Source organism: Jeotgalicoccus saudimassiliensis, assembly GCF_000756715.1.
Lineage (GTDB): Bacteria > Bacillota > Bacilli > Staphylococcales > Salinicoccaceae > Jeotgalicoccus > Jeotgalicoccus saudimassiliensis.
In genome coordinates this window covers 627,540-645,462 of sequence record NZ_CCSE01000001.1, presented here as the reverse complement: position 1 = coordinate 645,462, position 17,923 = coordinate 627,540, and the positions used below count along the sequence as shown (strand labels likewise).

Below are 17,923 nucleotides of genomic sequence, written 5' to 3'. Positions count from 1 at the left end.
CTCTACATTATTATTTTTTGTTGCGTAATGCCTTAACTTTGTCAGGGGTTACATCTTTACCTTCCGGATCAATCACTTTAGTGTTTTTAATCTGGTTCTTAAATGAATTCCTAAAGTTGGATAAATATTCTTCCCTCAACCCGGTAAGCTCCTTAAGTTCCGTTTTGGATATTTTATCCTCGCGTTTTAACTTAGCAAGCTGGTTGAGACGTAATAACTTCTGATCGTCTAACATAAGCTCCACCCTTTCCAATATAATTTACCATAAAAAAGGTGCGGAAACCAAATGGTCCCGCACTTTAATCGGCAATATATACACTAATTAGTTAATTTCTGCTTGAAACTTCATAATTCAGCTGTTTCGTGAGCATTCCGCTGCTGATAAAGCCCGGCGCTGCACCATTTTCTTCCAGTGAGTTTTCATCCGATTCTTCCTGCTCATTAATGGATGCTGCCGACACTGTGATGTTCGATTCATGTTCGTCTGATTCATCATTACTATTTTCAGAAAATGCAGTCTCTTCATGAGAATGTACGTTCTCTGCGTAATCCGGTTCTACCATATTAAAACTATATAAAAGCCCGAAGCTAAGCATTACTGCGAATAAACCTGTCAGAGTTTTGAAATCTTTCATTGTCATTACTAACCACTCCTTAGAACAAATGTTTGTAATAACAATATAACAGAACACCTGTTCGCAGTCAACAAAAATACGAACAAATGTTTGTAAGTGCATATACTATATGATAAAATTTAATTAATATAAGGCTGGAGGTAACAATATGAAAGATTTAACAGACAGACAAAAAGATATTTTTCAATATATAAAACGCAGCGTCAATGATAAAGGCTATCCGCCAAGTGTTCGTGAGATCGGTAATGCAGTGGGGCTTCAGTCGAGTTCAACAGTGCACGGCCACCTCGCGAAACTGGAAACAAAAGGGTATATTAAACGCGACCCCACAAAACCGCGTGCGATTGAAATTGTCCAGGCATCGGATGACAATTCATCACCTGTGATTCATGTGCCTGTCCTTGGTAAAGTTACCGCAGGTCTGCCTATAACAGCCGTGGAAAACGTCGAAGAGTACTTCCCTCTTCCCGAACACTTCACTGCAAACCACAACAGTGAAATCTTTCTGTTAAACGTTGTCGGTGACAGTATGATCGATGCCGGCATTCACGACGGCGACCGGGTGATCGTCCGCAAACAGAACATTGCGCATAACGGTGAAATCATCGTCGCGATGACAGAAGACGACGAAGCAACGGTGAAACGTTTCTATAAAGAAAAAGGCTATTACCGTCTGCAGCCGGAAAATACGACGATGGAACCTATTTACCTGGATAACGTCATCGTTCTCGGTAAAGTTGTCGGGCTGTTCAGGGAATTTATTTAAATATTGAGTGTATGACCGTTCGGAACTTTTATTCCGGGCGGTTTTTTGTCTGGTTATCCGCTCATGCGGCCGATACACAGCATTCGACCGCATGAACCCGGGAAACTCACAATTCAAAAAAACACCCGGATTAAGCAATCCGGATGTTTCCATGTCTATCTCTGTATATAATTTTCTGTGTAATACGGTATATTCTCACTGCTGTATTCGATGCCGATACCGACGTAATTAAATTCATCGTTCAGCACGTTCACGCGGTGTGACGGGGAGTTCATTAAACTGTGGTGTGCAAATATCGGAGACGTGTGTCCCGTCGCAATATTTTCACCTGCGAGTCTGAAGTCTACAGAACCGTTTATCAATCTGTCTTTCAGCGTTCTGCCGTCGGGTGAATCATGATCGAAATAGTTATTCACTGCCATATCCCTGCTGTGGTGATACGCTGCGGCGTCTGCAGCGGGATCGCGTTCAAGTGCAGAATAGCCGTACTCCGAACGTGTGGCATTTACTAAATAGTAATGCATCAGTTCGTTATTTTCCTGCGGCGGATTATTATAAATGTCATTGATTTCAATCACTTCGTCTTTATTAATAATCAGCATTCCGTTCGCTCTGTAACCGTCATGTATATCGTAAAAGAAATATGCATAGTAGTTGCCGACATCGAACACGTCGTATTCGTCATGGTCGACTTTCAGACGCTTCCACTGCTTACGTATATAATCCACCGGTTCTCCGTATACTTCACGCAGTTTCGCCTGATTCATACCGCCGATGCTCATCTGCCCGATGGAGACATCACCCGAACTGGTGTAGCCGCCTGTAATTATACCGTCTCTTACGAGAAGCATATGAAATGCACCCGGCTGATTCATTACAGCGAAGCTGCCTTCGTATTCTGAATTGATTACGGGCTCGTCCTCCACTCTGAATGAAGCTCCGAGCGAATAGTTAATATTCGTTTCCTGAGTCCCGTGGACCTGTTCTATTTTTGTCGTATCGTAACTTGGAATTACGTTCTGTTCGAGCCAGTGATTAAAATAATCCCCCGTCAGTCCGTCCCGAAAATCGTAGGATTGTACGGCCGGTACGATTAAAAACAATGATGCGTATACAATTAATAGTGCCGTAATTCGCCGTACCATATTATTCCTCCATTAGATGCTGACGTATAAGTTATCGATTAACCGTGCCTTTTCAAATTGCACTGCAATAAATATGATAACATCCCGGTCGATATTATCAACGGTCTTAAGGTCGTGCGCCGCATGAATCGCAAGATCATCCACCTTACCGCCTGTCCGCTGTTCAATATGAAGCCTGATAAACGACTTCACTTTATCCGCACTGACGGTACCGCTTTGAATCTGTTCGGCTGCATTCGTCAACGCTGCATGAATTTCAGCTGCTTCTTCAAACTCCGTCTCACTTAAATACACATTACGTGAACTTTTCGCAAGACCGCTCTCTTCGCGCTTAGTCGGTACGCCGACAATTTTAACTGGCACATTGAAGTTTTCGACGTAGCGCTCGATAATCATCAGCTGCTGACGGTCTTTCTGACCGAATACTGCAATGTCCGGCCGGATGATGTTAAACAGCTTGCCGACCACTGTAACAACACCTTCGAAGTGTCCCGGACGCTTAACGCCGTCCAGTATACCCGCCATTGATTTAATACCGATTGTAAACTCCATCTCATCAGGATACATTTCACCGGCCGTCGGATGGAAAACAATATCCACACCGTGGCGTTCGCAAATATTTAAATCGCGCTCAAGATCTCTAGGGTAGCTGTCGTAGTCCTCGTCCGGGCCAAACTGCAGCGGGTTGACGAATATGCTGACCGCGACGATATCAGCATGCTGTTTTGCTTCTTCAATCAGTGCTGCGTGACCTTCATGGAGAAAGCCCATCGTCGGTACGAGTGCAATTGTTTTATCGCGTTTTTTATCAAGAAGTGCTCTGACTTCCCGAATTTCTGAAGTATGTTCCATTTACTCGTACACCCGTTTCCTGTATGTCGTTTCCTCGGAAGGGAACAATCTGCTCTTCACTTCGTTGCGGTAATTCGTCAGCCCTTCACGTGCCACTGAATTTAAATCGGCGTAAGGTTTAACAAATTTAGGCAGACGGTCGCTGCCGTACTGAAGCAGGTCGTGGTAAACAAGCACCTGGCCGTCTGTATGAACACCCGCACCGATACCGATCGTCGGAATGCTGACTGATTCGGTAACCTTCTTCGCAAGGTCCATCGGAATCGCCTCAAGCACCATCATCGATGCACCCGCCGCTTCAAGCGCCTTCGCATCTTCTATCAGTTTTTCTGCCTGTTCTGTGTCACCCGCCTGCATTTTGAATCCTGTTATTCCAAAGTGCTGCGGTGTTAAACCTAAATGACCGCACACAGGCACGCCCGCTTTAACGAGTCCTTTAATGACATCAAAAGAGTCGGCACCTTCCATTTTAACCATATTGGCATCGCTGTTCTGATACAGTCTGATACCGTTTTTAATGCCTTCGTTAACATCCGTATGATGAGACCCAAAAGGCATATCGACAACGATAAACGTATTACCCGCTCCGCGTCTTGCTGCTTTTGCATGGTGAATCATATCATCCAGCGTGACCTGCACCGGTGATTCGTATCCGAGCACTACCATTCCCAGTGAATCTCCCACTAAAATGATATCTGTCTCCGCCTGTTCTGCGAGTTTTGCAGAGGGATAATCATATGCTGTTACCATCACTATTCTGTCATTGTTTTTCATGCTGATTAAATCTGCTGTCGACTTCATAGTTTCCCTACTTTCTGAAATTAGATATACTTAATTTTACCACAGAAATCAGAAAAAATAACGGAGTGAAATTATGAAAATTGGTATTATAGGCGCGGGTGCAGTCGGCAGCATTATTGCACGGGAATTCTCCCGTCTGCCGGAAAATACAGTACAGCTGACGTTAATGGCGAGAAGTACGCGCGATGGCTTTACAATACTGGAACAGGGGGTTAAAACACATCATGAAATAAAAGTTCACGATGTGAATACTGTTACCGGTCCGTTCGACATTATCTTTATTGCGACGAAGACACCTGCTCTGTCTGTTCTGCAGGGTAAAATCCGCGATTTGACTCATGCGGATACGGAGATTATCTATGCCCTGAACGGCATGGGGTACGACGATGTCTTTAACAGCGGCATTCCGGGCGTTGTTTATATAAGCGGCCAGCAGAATGACGACTATATCGAGCACTTCGTCAATCAGAAAATTATTCTGCCGGAACAGAAATATAAGTATACTGATGAACTGATTGCACTGATTGACAATAATCCATCAGTTAATTTCGAACTGCTGAAAAGCAGTAATTTCAATAAGATGCGCTATGAAAAGCTGCTGATTAACGTCGGTATTAACTCCGTTACGGCACTAAGCAAAAACACTTCAAAAATTTTTGAAGATGAACGTATGGTAAAGCTGACGCGGCAGCTGCTCGATGAATCAATAGAAGTCGTTAATCAGTACAACACAGACGGCATTGTTATCGAGCACGGATTTACAGATTACGCGATGGATATGTATTTCAGCTATCCCCGCAGTATGGGAACGAGCATGTACTACGATGTTATGGCGAACCGGGCGACCGAGTTTAAATATATTCAGCAGTTTATTTTTGATATGAAACAGGATCACAGTATCAAAACTCCTGTACTCGACACGGTAGTCACTCTGCTTCAGGCATACGAAAAAAAATAGTATAAAAAATGGGATAACCGGCCGGTTATCCCATTAATATTATGTTCCGCAATATGTTTTAAAGTCCGGATCGACATCATCTTCACTTGGTGCGTTAATATACTTCCCGCCAAGCTTGTCATTGAACGGCTTCGACACAGCCTTCAGCAGCTGTTTTAACTCCCCGTAATGACCTTCCACCGCGAGATTCAGACATTTCTGCACGAGGTGATTACGCGGAATGAAACTTGGATTCGCTGCATTCATCGCAATATTAACCTCGTCCTTTTTCGCAGACTGCGCTTTCTTTCTCGCCTGGTACTTCTCAAACCAGTTTATAAAATCACTGTCGTTGAACATCGGCAGTTTATCGTAATTTGTAAGATAAAGATCTCTGAACGTCCGCGTATAGTCCGCTTTATATTCAAACATAAAACCGAGCAGCTCGTCGACGAGCTCTACATCGTACTGTTCTTCGTAGTCGAGGTCCAGTATGCCCAGCTTGTCCCCCATCAATGAAATATATTTCCGGTTATAGTACTGCGGATATTTATCAAGCGTTGCCTGTGCGAGCTTCACCGCTTCATCCTGCGAGCTGTCAAACAGCGCACACAGCGACTCGCCGAGTTTGCCTAAATCCCACTGGCCGATCGGCGGCTGATTTTTATACCGGTAGCGGCCGTTTGTATCAATTGAACTGAAGTACGTATCCGGGTTATATACATCCATAAATGCACACGGACCGTAATCAATCGTCTCGCCGGAAATGGAAATATTATCGGTATTCATCACACCGTGAATAAAACCGACACTTTGCCACTGTGCAATCAGCTCCGCCTGTTTACGGACAACGTGGTCGTAAAATAGCAGATACTTTTTATCTTCTGAAAGCGGCGCGAGATACGGATAATGACGTTCAATCGCAAAGTCAGCGAGCGCCTTTAAGTCTTCTGTCGACTGACGTGCAGCATATTCAAACGTACCGACACGGATATGAGAGTCCGCAATGCGTGTCAAAATTCCGCTCGGTGTTACTTTTTGACGGGTCAGCTGTTCGCCTGTATCGACGACAGCCAGGGCACGCGTCGTTGCAATACCGATGTTCGCCATGTATTCGCTGATAATGTACTCGCGGAGCATAGAATCAATCGGTGCCCGTCCGTCACCCTGCCGGGAATACTTCGTCGCACCGGAACCTTTCAGGACAACGTCATATTTTTCTCCATCTGTGTTATGCTCACCTAAGAGGACATTTCGTCCGTCACCCAGCATATTTAACACGCCGAACTGATGGCCCATATATGCCTGTGCAACCGGTTCAGCTGATTCCGGCAGTTTATTGCCGCTGAAAAATTCAGCGTCCTGCTCAAGTTCACGCTCATCAAGATTCAGCAGTCTTGCCAGATGACTGTTAAACAGAACGACTCTCGGAGCTTCCGATTCTTCCGGTTCATACGGGGACCAGAATGTACGCGGCAGCGATTTATAATCATGTGTAAAATTAAAGCCTTTATACATTAAATATTCTCCTTTCAGAAACAAATCCGCAATCTAATCTACAGTATCTGAGTATACTATACCGGGAAAAACTTGCCTAACAGAAAATACCGTTCTGCTGAGTAAAAAATGTTTGTTAAGTTTTCTGAAAAGAGGGTATACTTTTTAACAGACAGAAATAGGAGTTGGAAATATGACAAAAGGTAACAAACGTGCCTCCTGGAAATATGCGTTTGCATATACCGGCATCGTCGTCGGTGCGGGGTTTGCGACCGGCCAGGAAGTACTGCAGTTTTTCGCAAGTCACGGTTTAATCAGTATTGCAGGCGTAATTTTAACAGGCCTGATTATCATGTTCATCGGCCGTCAGGCGGCAAAACTCGGATATTCCACACACGCTGAGTCCCATGTACTCCCGCTGAACACACTGTTCGGGAAAAAAATCGGTTTGATTATTGATATAATCCTCGCATTCTTCCTTTACGGACTGGCAATCGTCATGATTGCAGGAAGCGGCGCAACATTTAATGAAGGCTTCGGACTTCACCCTCAGGCAGGAGCAATCATCCTGATAATCCTTGCATTTATTACATTATTAATGGATTTCGATAAAATCGTATCCGTAATCGGAGTAATTACTCCGCTGCTCGTAATCGCACTGTTCCTCATTGCAGGATACAACATATTAAATCCGATGATACCATTGTCTGAGGTGAATCAGTATAATGATCCATCGCGCACACCGACAGGCAGCTGGTGGTTTGATGCAGTAACATACTCGGGATTCACGCTGGCAACAGCATTCAGTTTCCTGTCGATTATGGGTTCAGAATCAGCACGTCAGTCAATCGTACGCCGCGGCGCAGTTTACGGCGGACTGCTCATTATGTTCCTGATGCTGCTCATCACATTTGGTGTATTTTCGATTCTGCCGGCAGCATACGATGTCGCACTGCCGACAATGCAAATGGCATCGAATATAGCACCATGGTTCGGTACAGCTTATTCGGTAATTATTATATTATTAATCTATAACTCAATCGTCGGATTTCTATTCCCGTTCCTGGCACGTTTTACAAAGCCCGGGTCGAAAAAATATAAAATCCTGCTTGTAACAGCGCTCGTAGTCGGTTATTTCGGTACTTATGTCGGCTTCGTTGAACTCGTTAACATCATCTATCCATTATTCGGGTACGTCGGGTTAATCATCGGACTGATGCTGACTATCCGCTGGGTATTCCTTAAATTGAAAACCCGCAGACTTGCTGAAAGACTGTCTGACAGCAGCGATGAATAATCTCCCCCCGCATTCATAATGCGGGGTATTTTTGTGGTTTGTGAGATGTTTATCTTTTTGAGATTAGTTTATATATAAGTTATGTAAACCACTAACAGGAGATGAATTTATGTCACAAGGTAAAAACCGCGCCTCATGGCGCATAGGATTTGCGTATGCCGGCATCCTTATCGGTGCCGGATTTTCAACCGGCCAGGAAGTGCTGCAGTTTTTCGCAAGTCACGGTATGATCAGTATTGCAGGTATTATTCTCGCAGCGCTTATACTGATGTTCTTCGGAAGACAGGCTGCAAAACTCGGCTTCCGATTAAATGCAGACTCACACGAAACACCGCTCCGCGCCTTATTCGGTGAAAAACTCGGACGTGTCATCGACTACGTTTTAATCTTTTTCCTATACGGAATCGCAGTCGTGATGATCGCAGGAAGCGGTGCTACATTTAACCAGGCCTTCGGAATACATCCGCAGATCGGTGTACTGATAATGATCTTTATTTCATTCTGTACACTGCTGCTCGACTTTAATAAAATCGTCAACATTATCGGCGGAATTACACCGCTGTTAGTCGTTGCGGTAATTATTATTGCAGGCTACAACATATTAAATCCGGAAACACCTTATTCGGAAGTCAACAGCGTCGTTGATCCGTCACGCACACCATCGTCATTCTGGTGGTTCGATGCAATTACTTATGCAGGACTTGCACTCGCAACGGGATTCAGCTTTTTATCGATTATGGGATCGGAAGCGGCACGCCATGCCATCGCAAGACGCGGTGCTATATACGGCGGGCTGATTATGATGGTCATGATGGTACTTATCAATATCGGGGTTCTGTCGATTATGCCGTCTGCGAACAATGTGCCACTGCCGGCAATGGAAATGGCGAGTAACATCGCACCGTGGCTCGGCGCAATCTATTCGATTATCATTATTCTGCTCATATTCAACTCAGTCGTCGGACTGATGTATCCGTTCCTGACACGTTTTACAGAACCATTTTCAGGAAAATACAAAATCATGCTCGTCGGCGCACTGATCGTAGCCTATCTCGTCTCGAACGTCGGCTTCGTAGAGCTCGTCAACATCGTCTATCCGATACTCGGTTACATCGGACTTGCGATATCTGTTGCTTTGTTAATCCGCTGGATAGTGAATAAGAATACGAAGAAAAAACTGCTGTAGACGTTGATACCCCCGTCCTCGCTTAGTGAGGACGGGGGTTTTGTCGAGACCGGTGCACCTCGTTAACGCCGCGAAGTACACCAAAGACCGCCGGTGCACCTCGTTAATGCCGCGAAGTACACCAGAGACCGCCGGTGCACCTCGTCAATGCCGCGAAGTACACCAAAACACGACGGTGCACCTCGTCAATGCCGCGAAGTACACCAAAACACGACGGTGCACCTCGTCAATCCCGCGAAGTACACCAAAACACGACGGTGCACCTCGTCAATGCCGCGAAGTACACCAAAGCCCGCCGGTGCACCTCGTTAATGCCGCGAAGTACACCAAAACCCGACGGTGCACCTCGTTAACGCCGCGAAGTACACCAAAACACGACGGTGCACCTCGTTAATGCCGCGAAGTACACCAAAACACGCCGGTGCACCTCGTTAATGCCGCGAAGTACACCAAAACACGACGGTGCACCTCGTTAATGCCGCGAAGTACACCAGAGACCGCCGGTGCACCTCGTTAATGCCGCGAAGTACACCAAAACCCGTCGGTGCACCTCGTCAATGCCGCGAAGTACACCAAAATACGCCGGTGCACCTCGTTAACGCCGCGAAGTACACCAGCACCTGTTTATTTTGTCAAATAGTCCTTATATTTATAACTCCTCTGTAATTTAACCGTTTTTTCTTCAAAATTACGATACTTCAAAGAGTAAGTCGTCTGATTGCCCTTTTTATCAACGTCACAATGCTCCAATAACACTCTTTGCACAATTCTTCGGCTCAATCTATAACCTATAAACTCCATAAATGACCGGCTCGGCATCGGCTTTCCGTAAAACAGACACTGGTAATCCGCCAGCGCACGTAAAAGATGCGTCTCGTTACTTTCTTTACTGCCGCACGAACTGCACACCAGATGAAATCGCGACTTCTGCAGGCTAAAACTGCCGCAGGCGCCGCAGTAAAATCCTTTCTGCAAGCGCTCGGCATCAACATCAGCTTCAAAATACGGGTTCTCAACTATCCGTTCACTGATCAGCCGCGCGATATACTGCGCTTTATTTCCGACATGTCCGCCGCGGAAACTTCTCATGTACCGTTTCAAATCCATACGCACCACAAGTTTCCGCCATATGGAATCGTCATCGGTCTGCAGATAAAAGTCGTCGCTCACAAATATCAGCCGGCCGCTTATGTTAAAACCTGCGTTAACTGAGTTTCGTATTCTAATCAGTTTGCCTGTCGCACGACTGAGCTGTGCGGCCGGATTTTCAGATATCTGCCTGTCGTTTCGGAACCATTCCCCGCCTTCTATTCTATATTCACCGGTGTAGTTTTTAATTTCATTCACGACGATTCCGTCATCGTTAATAATCAGCGCATCGTACTGAGTGACTGAACGTTCTGTCTGAAGATAAAGATCACGGTATATTAAAACGTCTTCATGACCCGCTTCGTCAAACAGCTGATCGTATAAACACTCACCTGTGAATCCATTCCGGTATGTGTGCAGCCGCCCGCTTTCAACTTTTGACAGTTCGCAGCGCTTCTCCAGTGTTTCGTAAAATTGTAAGTCCATCGGTTTACTTCTCGTGTTTAAGAACATCCTCATGCTCCTTCCTGTAAATGATTTATTCCCTTCATTTATACATCAAAATAAGCAGTAAAAACGGCAACTCCTCCACATCATACAAAAATCGTAAAACTGTATTAATACGATTTAGAAATAAAATTACATAAATTACCTCAAAAGTATATGTGACATTTTACATATTCGCGGTTATTTTCATCAGTTAACTATGTTATTATGTTAACTTGTGTTATTTATTTAGGAGGAGATTTTTGTGCAAGCACAAAAAGATGCAATTAAATTTGCTTTTGCCTACACAGGAGTTGTCGTGGGCGCAGGGTTCTCAACAGGACAGGAAGTATTACAGTTCTTTTCCAGTTTTGGACTTTGGAGTTTTGCAGGTGTTGCAGTAGCAGCAATCTGTGTATTATTTATGAGCAGGCAGACTGCCAAGCTCGGATTTCGATACGATGTGGTTTCCCATGAAGTACCGCTGCACAAGCTGTTCGGAAAAGCTGCAGGGACATTGATCGATTATATTTTCGCATTTTTCATGTATGGAATCGCAGTAATAATGATTGCAGGGAGCGGTTCAGCTTTTGAAGAAAGTTTCGGAATTCAGCCGTGGATTGGTTCTATCGTATTATTAATTTTAGCGTTTTTCACGCTGCTGCTGGATTTCGATAAGATTGTTTCTGTGCTGGGTGCAGTCACACCATTTTTAATTATTTCAGTACTGATTATTTCACTCGTAAACATCTTCAATCCGGAAGTTGCCATTAACCAGGTTAACGAAATTGTCGATATCAACCGCACGCCGACTGGTTTGTGGTGGTTTGATGCAATTACATATTCAGGTGTCGTTATCGGTGTGGCATTCAGCTTCCTGTCTATTATGGGCGCTGATGCTGATAAGCAGTTTATCGCACGACGCGGTGCGGTTTACGGTGCAATAATATTCCTGGTTATGCTGCTGTTTTTAAATACAGGAATGCTCGCTGTACTTGATGAAGCGAATCATGTTGCATTGCCGACACTGGTTCTCGCGAACGCGATTCACCCTGTATTCGGCACGCTGTTTTCAATCATTATCATTCTTCTGATCTACAATACTGTAGTCGGACTGATGTATGCATTCCTCGCGCGTTTTACAAAGCCGTACTCAATGAAATATAAAATGCTGCTCGTTGCCTCACTCGTCATCGGCTACACTTTAACATTCGTCGGCTTCGTAGATCTCGTGAACTTTTTCTATCCTATTTTCGGCTATGTCGGCGTACTGATTGGTATTGCACTTCTCGTCAGATGGGTAATGAATAAAAATACCGATAAAAAGCTCTTATAATTAAAAACAAAAATCCCCGATACTGCGGACATCATCCGCTCTATCGGGGGTTCTTTTATCGTATAAAAAAACAGAGACTTAAAAGTCTCTGCAATAGTAAAATTAAAGTTTAATTCTCGTACCCGCTTTACCTTCAAGTGCCAGTACAGCCTCATCTAATGAACAGATGATACCCTCTTTGCCTTCACGTTTAGCGAATGCGATTGCCGCTTCAATTTTAGGAAGCATTGAACCTGCCGGGAATTGTCCGTCAGCAACGTGTTTCTCTGCTTCTTCTACAGTAATTTCTTCAAGCTTCTGCTCGTTTTCCTTACCGAAGTTAATATATACGTTAGGAACGTCTGTAAGCATCATGAATACATCTGCTTCAGTCTGTTCTGCTAATTTAAGTCCTGAACGGTCTTTATCGATTACAGCTTCTACACCGTGGATAAAGCCTTTTTCGTCGCGGTAAATCGGAATACCGCCGCCGCCTGATGATACGACGATTGATGTGTCGATCAGTGATTTAATTTCGTCCACACCGTGGATAACTTTTGGTTCCGGAGAAGGAACAACGCGTCTGAATCCGCGGCCTGCATCTTCAGCCATTTGGAAACCTTTTTCCTCTGTCATCTGTTTAGCTTCTTCTTCAGTAAAGAATACACCAACAGGTTTCGTCGGGTTTTCGAACGCTTTGTCGTCTTTGTCGACTTCAACCATAGTCAGAAGCGTTACAACGTTAGTTTTGTCTCCGCCTTCGTTCAGTCTGTTTTTCAGAGCTGACTCCATCATGTAGCCGATCATACCTTGAGATTCAGCGTTGTTAACGAAAAGAGGCATTGCCGGAATGCTGTCTTTAGCTGCTTCGTTTTGAGCAATGATGTTACCAACCTGAGGTCCGTTACCGTGAGTAACAACGATTTTGTGACCTGCTTCTGAAATTTCAACCATGCGGTTAGCTGCGTTGATTACGTTCTGGTTCTGGTTTTCGAATGTCGCTTCCTGTTTCGGCTGTAAAATTGCGTTACCGCCTAAAGCTAATACTACTTTTTTACCCATTGTTTCATCTCCTATTTAATGTCATATAAATGCCGTACAGCGTATCTCTGCCCGAGCTTGAACCCAGTTCAAGGAGCGCATCCACGGTGTCTTTCCCCGGTGAATCACCGATGTCCGTAATGCGTCTTGAAAAAATACCCTGCAGTGCCAGTTTAATAAAACTCTCACTGACGATGGTCGTAACACTTTCGCGAATATACGAGGACAGCTGATCCAGATGTTTTTGTGCGATAAAAGGCTCAAGGCGGTCGATATACAGTATGCCTGTAATAATATCGTCGCCCGACGGTGTCAGTCCCTGACCCCTGCCGACTAAATACGCGAGTGGAAAGTCAGCTTCCGGGTCACCGAGGTCCGCAATAATACGGTTCAGTTTCTCTTCGCTGAAATCACTACTATTATAATCGCAAAAATCATAGCCGCTGACAACACTTTTTATTGCATCTGTCGTATTTTTATTTACTTTACTGTATAAATAAACTTCTGAGTTCTTCGTAATCAGCATAAAATCTTTATGATTGACACCGGATGCATCAGTCTTCAGCATGTCACCGACCTGCAGTGATTCTCTAATATAATACATTGTATATTTATTGATTGTAATGCCGAACGGAAAATAACCGTTCTTGTCGGTGCCGATAAAAATCAAATCATTTTTATCATTTACAATATTAAATCCATTGTTGAAAATACTGTGCACACGCATTGCCTTACTTGTTTTTAACAAGGAAAGTGCGATCTCACCGATCGCACTTGACTCATATATCATTTACGCCTCAAAACCAAGTTTTGCAGCATATGCTGTAATTGCTTTTTCGAAACATTCGATTGGCGGGTTAACCGTACCTGCACCAATCTGACCGAAGCCTGCAACTTTGTGTGCAATACCTGTGTTAATTACAGGCAGAATTCCTGATTCAACAACTTTACGTGCATCGATTCCTGTTGGTGCACCTTTGAAGTCCCAAGTCGGGATAATGAAGTTAGGGTTTTCCTGTTCTGTAATTTCAGCCATGTTGTTGCTCGTTTCAAGCGCATCGTTGAATCCGCCTGAACCTACGAAACGTGTTACAGCTGGTGCAGCGATCATCGCCATACCGCCGACACCGATCGTTTCAGTAATTGCAGAGTCACCGATGTCCGTGTTTGCATCTTCTGCAGAGTAGCCTGTGAAGTACAGACCCTGCGGAGTGTTTACAGGTGCTGTGAACCACTCGTCACCCATACCTGCGATACGGATACCGAAGTTTTCACCGTTACGGCACATTGCTGTAACGATTGTTCCGTGTTCGATCGTACGTGCAGCATCCGTCATTGCTTTAGCTGTAGCCATTGCTACGTTTAAGAAGAACTGGTCAGTATCTGCAAGGAACTGCATAACTGCTTCACGGTCTTCCAGTGAAACATCTTCAAGGCTTGTAATTGCCGGAGCAACTTCCTTAAGGAATGCAAGTGATGCAGCAATGTTTCTCTGGTGGAACTCGTCACCCATAGCGATTGCTTTCGCAACAAGAACGTTAACGTTTAAGCCTTCGTCCATCGTCTTAAGAGCTTTCGATAATACTGGTCCAAGTACATCTTTCATCCAGTGAAGACGTGTAAGCACCTGCTCGTTGTATGAACCGAAACGTAGCACCGCACCGATACCTTCGTTCAGCGTACAGTAAGCTTCGTTACCGTGTTCTTTGTTAACTACAACGACAAGCGGCATGTTCATTGAAGTGATTCCGCCCATTGGTCCTACTGCGTTAACATGGTGACATGGGATGAATGTGATTTTACCGTTTTCAAGTAATTCACGTGCACCCTGCTCGTCTTCAGCCCATCCTTCGAAAAGAATAGCGCCGACACATGAACCCTGCATCGGGTCTGTCATGTTTTCATATTTAATCGGAGGACCGGCATGCAGTAATACATGCTCAGTCAGTTCCGGGATTACTGTGTGTGCAGGTACAACATCTGTAAGGAAAGGTGCTGAACCGATCATTTTTTGTACGACTGCTTTGTTTGCTTCATCTATAGTTTGGTAAGCCATTATACATTCTCTCCTTCGTAATTGTTTAAGAATTGAAGTACTTTCATAAGCTTCTCATCGCCGCCTGCAACCGGACGCCAGTTGAACTGTACAACTTCCGCTCCGCTGTTTTCAACTGCTTCTGTAAAGCTCTTAAGACCGATGTTAATTACGCTCGGGTTGTTTGAAATCAGGCTCATCATCTTGTCATCAACTGACAGATCTTCGTTGCCTTTGTCAAATGATTTCATTTCAGCTTCAGGCTGAACTGCTGTGCCGCCGATTAATTCGATTGCTGTACGTACCATCTGATCGTTCGTGTCACAGATTACCGCACCTGCATCTTCAAGAATCTGACGCTGCTTGTCGTAGCCCTGTGCATCTTTATCAGTACCGACAACAGTTGCAAGAACTACTAATGCACGTTCTTCAGAAGCTGCTTTGTCAGTAATGCGTTTAATTGTCGGAGCAAGTTCAGAAGCCATGTCAGCGTGTGAACCGTAACCGATAACGTTGTCCAGCATAATTACTGCTGTATCTTCATCGTCAGCTGAAGTTTCAAGCTTTTCGATACGTTTTTCAGGGTCGATCATCGGGTGAGGCTTACCTTGAGTATACATGTCGTCTCCAAGGTCGATCACTTCGTGTGAAGCCGATTTGTATGTGAATGCATCATCTTCCACTTGTTCTTCGTCAGTAGAGTGTTTGATCAGCATTGCTGCTTCACTTGCAAGCGTACCGCCCGAATAGTAACCTTTAATGCCTTTCTGGTTCTCTTCGAAGTCCGCTTTAATACCTTCAAGAGTTGACGGCGTGAATTTAACTTCTTCACCGTTTGAAAGCTGTACTGAAGCAACTGCAGTTTCTTCAAGAGTATAAGCGTGATAAATGCCTTCTTCCTGGTACTCAGGCTTCGCACCTAAGAACAGAGCAACAACCGGTTTGTCGATACTGCGGAGAAGGTTTTCAACTTTTTCCTGTACTTCTTTAGCCGGCGGCTTAGAAAGAACAGTGATAACTTTAACTTTTGGATCCTGGTTAAGTGCTTTAATGCTGTCGAGCATCGTTACTGCGCCGACTTCTGTAGATAAGTCGCGTCCGCCTGTACCGATCGCGTTTGTTACACCTTTACCAAGACGGTCGATAATTGTAGTGACTTCCTGAATACCTGTACCGGAAGCACCAACAACACCGATGTCGCCCTGTGCAACAGTGTTTGTAAATGCTAAAGGAACGCTGTGGATAATACCTGTACCGCAGTCAGGACCCATCACTAATAATCCTTTTTCGTGTGCAAGTTCTTTCAGACGAACTTCGTCTTCTTTGGGAACGTTGTCACTGAACATGAATACGTGAAGACCGTTGCGTAAAGCATTTTCAGCTTCCATTGCAGCGTACGTACCCGGGATTGAGATCATTGCAAGGTTCGGTTTGTTTGCAAGTTCAAGTGCGCGTGTCCAGTTGTGCGCTTCAGAGCTCTTAGCTGATTCATCAGCACCGCCTCCGCCTGCAAGTTCCGTATCAACTGCTTCGTTTACTTCATCAACTTTTGATTCGTCGTCAGTGTCTACAACGATAACGATATCGTTTGCACTTGCTGTTTCAAGTTCATCAGTACCCAGTCCTGCACCTTTAAAAATGTCTTTGTTCGCAGGTGTACCCATCATAACTGAAGCTTTGTTAACGCCGTCCATAGCACTTAGTTTCTGGCTCAGAAGCATTAAAACGATGGAATCCTGGTATGTGTTTTCTTTAATAATTGTATATAACATCATGTACCTCCATTAATATTTATTCTGCAAATCTGTTCTTGCCGTGGTAACGGTCAAAATGAATGTCGTCACTCACGAGGTAATCATAAATTTCATCGACAATTTCGATGCCTTCTTCGTCGTATTTCTCCGCACGCATTCTGCCGCGCTCTCCCGGATAATTGACTTCTGTAAATCCTGGTGCCGGTGCCTGCTCTTTCAGTTCATCGAGCATCGTTGAAAGCTGGCGCTTGAATCTGTCAATATCTGTGAAATGCGCCGGGTTAATAACGACATGAAGCTGGCCGAGCTGTCTGCCTGCTGTTAAATCTTTATACATGCTTGATACGTGTACACCGTGCGGCAGGCCTAAGAGACTCCCCGACAGAATATCCACCATCATCATCAGGCCGTAACCTTTCGGTCCTGCAACAGGAACGAGTGCGTGAACATCGCGCGAGTTTGTCGTCGGTTCACCTTTGTCGTTTACTGCCCATGTGTCGGGGATATCGTTGCCTTTTGAACGGGCATCGAGGACTTTGCCCCACGCCTGCACTGTCGTCGCCATGTCGAACGTAATTATACGCTCGTCATTCGTCGGTGCACTGAACGCAATCGGGTTTGTTCCGAAGTACGGATCAGTACCGCCGAACGGCACGACCATCGGATCGGACTGGCAGACTGAAATTGCAACCATGTCCTGTTCAGCTGCCTGTTCTACGAAGTAGCCGAGCGCACCGGAGTGGGAAATGTTGGTCATACCGACAACGGCCACACCGTTTTCGCGTGCAATTTCAATCGCTTTGTCCATGCCCTGTTTGGCAACCTGGTGTCCGGGACCGTTGTCGCCGTCAAGAACAGCTGTAGAGGGCCCTGTCTTTTCAAACTTGTATTCCGGATCGTTTGTGATGCCGCCTTTTGCTATACGTTCCGCGTAATACTCGACGCGCACAGCACCGTGGGAATGAATGCCCCGGTGGTCGGCAAACGTCAGTACGTCACTGATGTCCGCCGCTGCATCTTCATTTAATCCTGCTTTATGAAGCTTATTTTTCATTAACTCAAATAGTTCATCTTTAGTTACACGCAT

Annotated in this window: 17 protein-coding genes; 5 read left to right on the top strand and 12 right to left on the bottom strand. The window is 44.9% G+C overall.

The genetic code is table 11. The features are described from left to right. Window positions 1-10 precede the first annotated feature (10 nt). Together RZ44_RS03085 and RZ44_RS03080 are read right to left on the bottom strand one after the other, a co-directional pair. Window positions 11-235, bottom strand: coding sequence for a DUF896 domain-containing protein (locus tag RZ44_RS03085; RefSeq protein WP_035808369.1), 225 nt, complete (start codon window positions 233-235; stop codon window positions 11-13). Between the two features lie 91 nt (window positions 236-326). Then, window positions 327-641, bottom strand: coding sequence for a hypothetical protein (locus RZ44_RS03080; protein ID WP_035808367.1), 315 nt, complete (start codon window positions 639-641; stop codon window positions 327-329). 142 nt (window positions 642-783) lie between these two features. Here RZ44_RS03080 and lexA point away from each other — a divergent pair, with 142 nt between their 5' ends. After that, window positions 784-1,401 carry a transcriptional repressor LexA gene (lexA, locus tag RZ44_RS03075; RefSeq protein ID WP_035808365.1) on the top strand — a complete coding sequence of 206 codons (618 nt, stop codon included), beginning with the start codon at window positions 784-786 and terminating at the stop codon, window positions 1,399-1,401. 155 nt (window positions 1,402-1,556) lie between these two features. On the opposite strand, the gene RZ44_RS03070 is transcribed toward lexA, so the two are convergent. From RZ44_RS03070 to panB, 3 genes are read right to left on the bottom strand one after another with little or no spacing between them, the layout of a single operon-like run. Then, window positions 1,557-2,546: a CAP domain-containing protein gene (locus RZ44_RS03070; protein WP_035808363.1), complete on the bottom strand. Its 990-nt coding sequence runs from the start codon at window positions 2,544-2,546 to the stop codon at window positions 1,557-1,559. 12 nt (window positions 2,547-2,558) lie between these two features. Next, complete coding sequence (gene panC / locus RZ44_RS03065) at window positions 2,559-3,398, bottom strand: pantoate--beta-alanine ligase (RefSeq protein ID WP_035808361.1); 840 nt, start codon at window positions 3,396-3,398, stop codon at window positions 2,559-2,561. Then, a complete protein-coding gene (panB, locus tag RZ44_RS03060; RefSeq protein ID WP_035808359.1) occupies window positions 3,399-4,199 on the bottom strand; it encodes a 3-methyl-2-oxobutanoate hydroxymethyltransferase in 801 nt (266 codons plus the stop codon). 73 nt (window positions 4,200-4,272) lie between these two features. Between panB and RZ44_RS03055 the strand changes: the two genes are divergently transcribed. Next, a complete protein-coding gene (locus RZ44_RS03055; RefSeq protein ID WP_035808357.1) occupies window positions 4,273-5,157 on the top strand; it encodes a ketopantoate reductase C-terminal domain-containing protein in 885 nt (294 codons plus the stop codon). A 39-nt stretch (window positions 5,158-5,196) separates the two neighbouring features. Here RZ44_RS03055 and RZ44_RS03050 read toward each other — a convergent pair whose 3' ends face one another. Continuing rightward, window positions 5,197-6,654: a protein adenylyltransferase SelO gene (locus RZ44_RS03050; protein ID WP_035808356.1), complete on the bottom strand. Its 1,458-nt coding sequence runs from the start codon at window positions 6,652-6,654 to the stop codon at window positions 5,197-5,199. 172 nt (window positions 6,655-6,826) lie between these two features. Here RZ44_RS03050 and RZ44_RS03045 point away from each other — a divergent pair, with 172 nt between their 5' ends. Both RZ44_RS03045 and RZ44_RS03040 read left to right on the top strand, forming a co-directional pair. Continuing rightward, on the top strand, window positions 6,827-7,930 hold the full coding sequence (locus tag RZ44_RS03045; RefSeq protein ID WP_035808354.1) for a YkvI family membrane protein: 1,104 nt from the start codon (window positions 6,827-6,829) through the stop codon (window positions 7,928-7,930). A 109-nt stretch (window positions 7,931-8,039) separates the two neighbouring features. Beyond that, complete coding sequence (locus RZ44_RS03040) at window positions 8,040-9,116, top strand: YkvI family membrane protein (protein WP_035808352.1); 1,077 nt, start codon at window positions 8,040-8,042, stop codon at window positions 9,114-9,116. A 624-nt stretch (window positions 9,117-9,740) separates the two neighbouring features. Here RZ44_RS03040 and RZ44_RS03035 read toward each other — a convergent pair. Beyond that, complete coding sequence (locus tag RZ44_RS03035; protein WP_171816106.1) at window positions 9,741-10,691, bottom strand: nuclease-related domain-containing protein; 951 nt, start codon at window positions 10,689-10,691, stop codon at window positions 9,741-9,743. 265 nt (window positions 10,692-10,956) lie between these two features. Between RZ44_RS03035 and RZ44_RS03030 the strand changes: the two genes are divergently transcribed. After that, complete coding sequence (locus RZ44_RS03030; protein ID WP_035808346.1) at window positions 10,957-12,027, top strand: YkvI family membrane protein; 1,071 nt, start codon at window positions 10,957-10,959, stop codon at window positions 12,025-12,027. 102 nt (window positions 12,028-12,129) lie between these two features. Here RZ44_RS03030 and arcC read toward each other — a convergent pair whose 3' ends face one another. From arcC to allD, 5 genes are read right to left on the bottom strand one after another with little or no spacing between them, the layout of a single operon-like run. Beyond that, window positions 12,130-13,068: a carbamate kinase gene (gene arcC / locus RZ44_RS03025; protein WP_035808342.1), complete on the bottom strand. Its 939-nt coding sequence runs from the start codon at window positions 13,066-13,068 to the stop codon at window positions 12,130-12,132. 4 nt (window positions 13,069-13,072) lie between these two features. Continuing rightward, window positions 13,073-13,837, bottom strand: coding sequence for an oxamate carbamoyltransferase subunit AllH family protein (locus tag RZ44_RS03020; protein ID WP_035808340.1), 765 nt, complete (start codon window positions 13,835-13,837; stop codon window positions 13,073-13,075). Next, window positions 13,838-15,103 carry a YlbE family protein gene (locus RZ44_RS03015; protein WP_035808338.1) on the bottom strand — a complete coding sequence of 422 codons (1,266 nt, stop codon included), beginning with the start codon at window positions 15,101-15,103 and terminating at the stop codon, window positions 13,838-13,840. It lies immediately after the preceding gene. After that, the gene (gene fdrA / locus RZ44_RS03010; protein ID WP_035808336.1) at window positions 15,103-16,854 is read right to left on the bottom strand and encodes an acyl-CoA synthetase FdrA; all 1,752 of its coding nucleotides are present in this window, start codon (window positions 16,852-16,854) and stop codon (window positions 15,103-15,105) included. The genes RZ44_RS03015 and fdrA overlap by 1 nt, the downstream gene beginning before the upstream one ends. A 19-nt stretch (window positions 16,855-16,873) precedes the next feature. Continuing rightward, window positions 16,874-17,923 (bottom strand): ureidoglycolate dehydrogenase, encoded by a 1,050-nt coding sequence (allD, locus tag RZ44_RS03005; RefSeq protein WP_035808334.1) that lies wholly within the window; start codon window positions 17,921-17,923, stop codon window positions 16,874-16,876.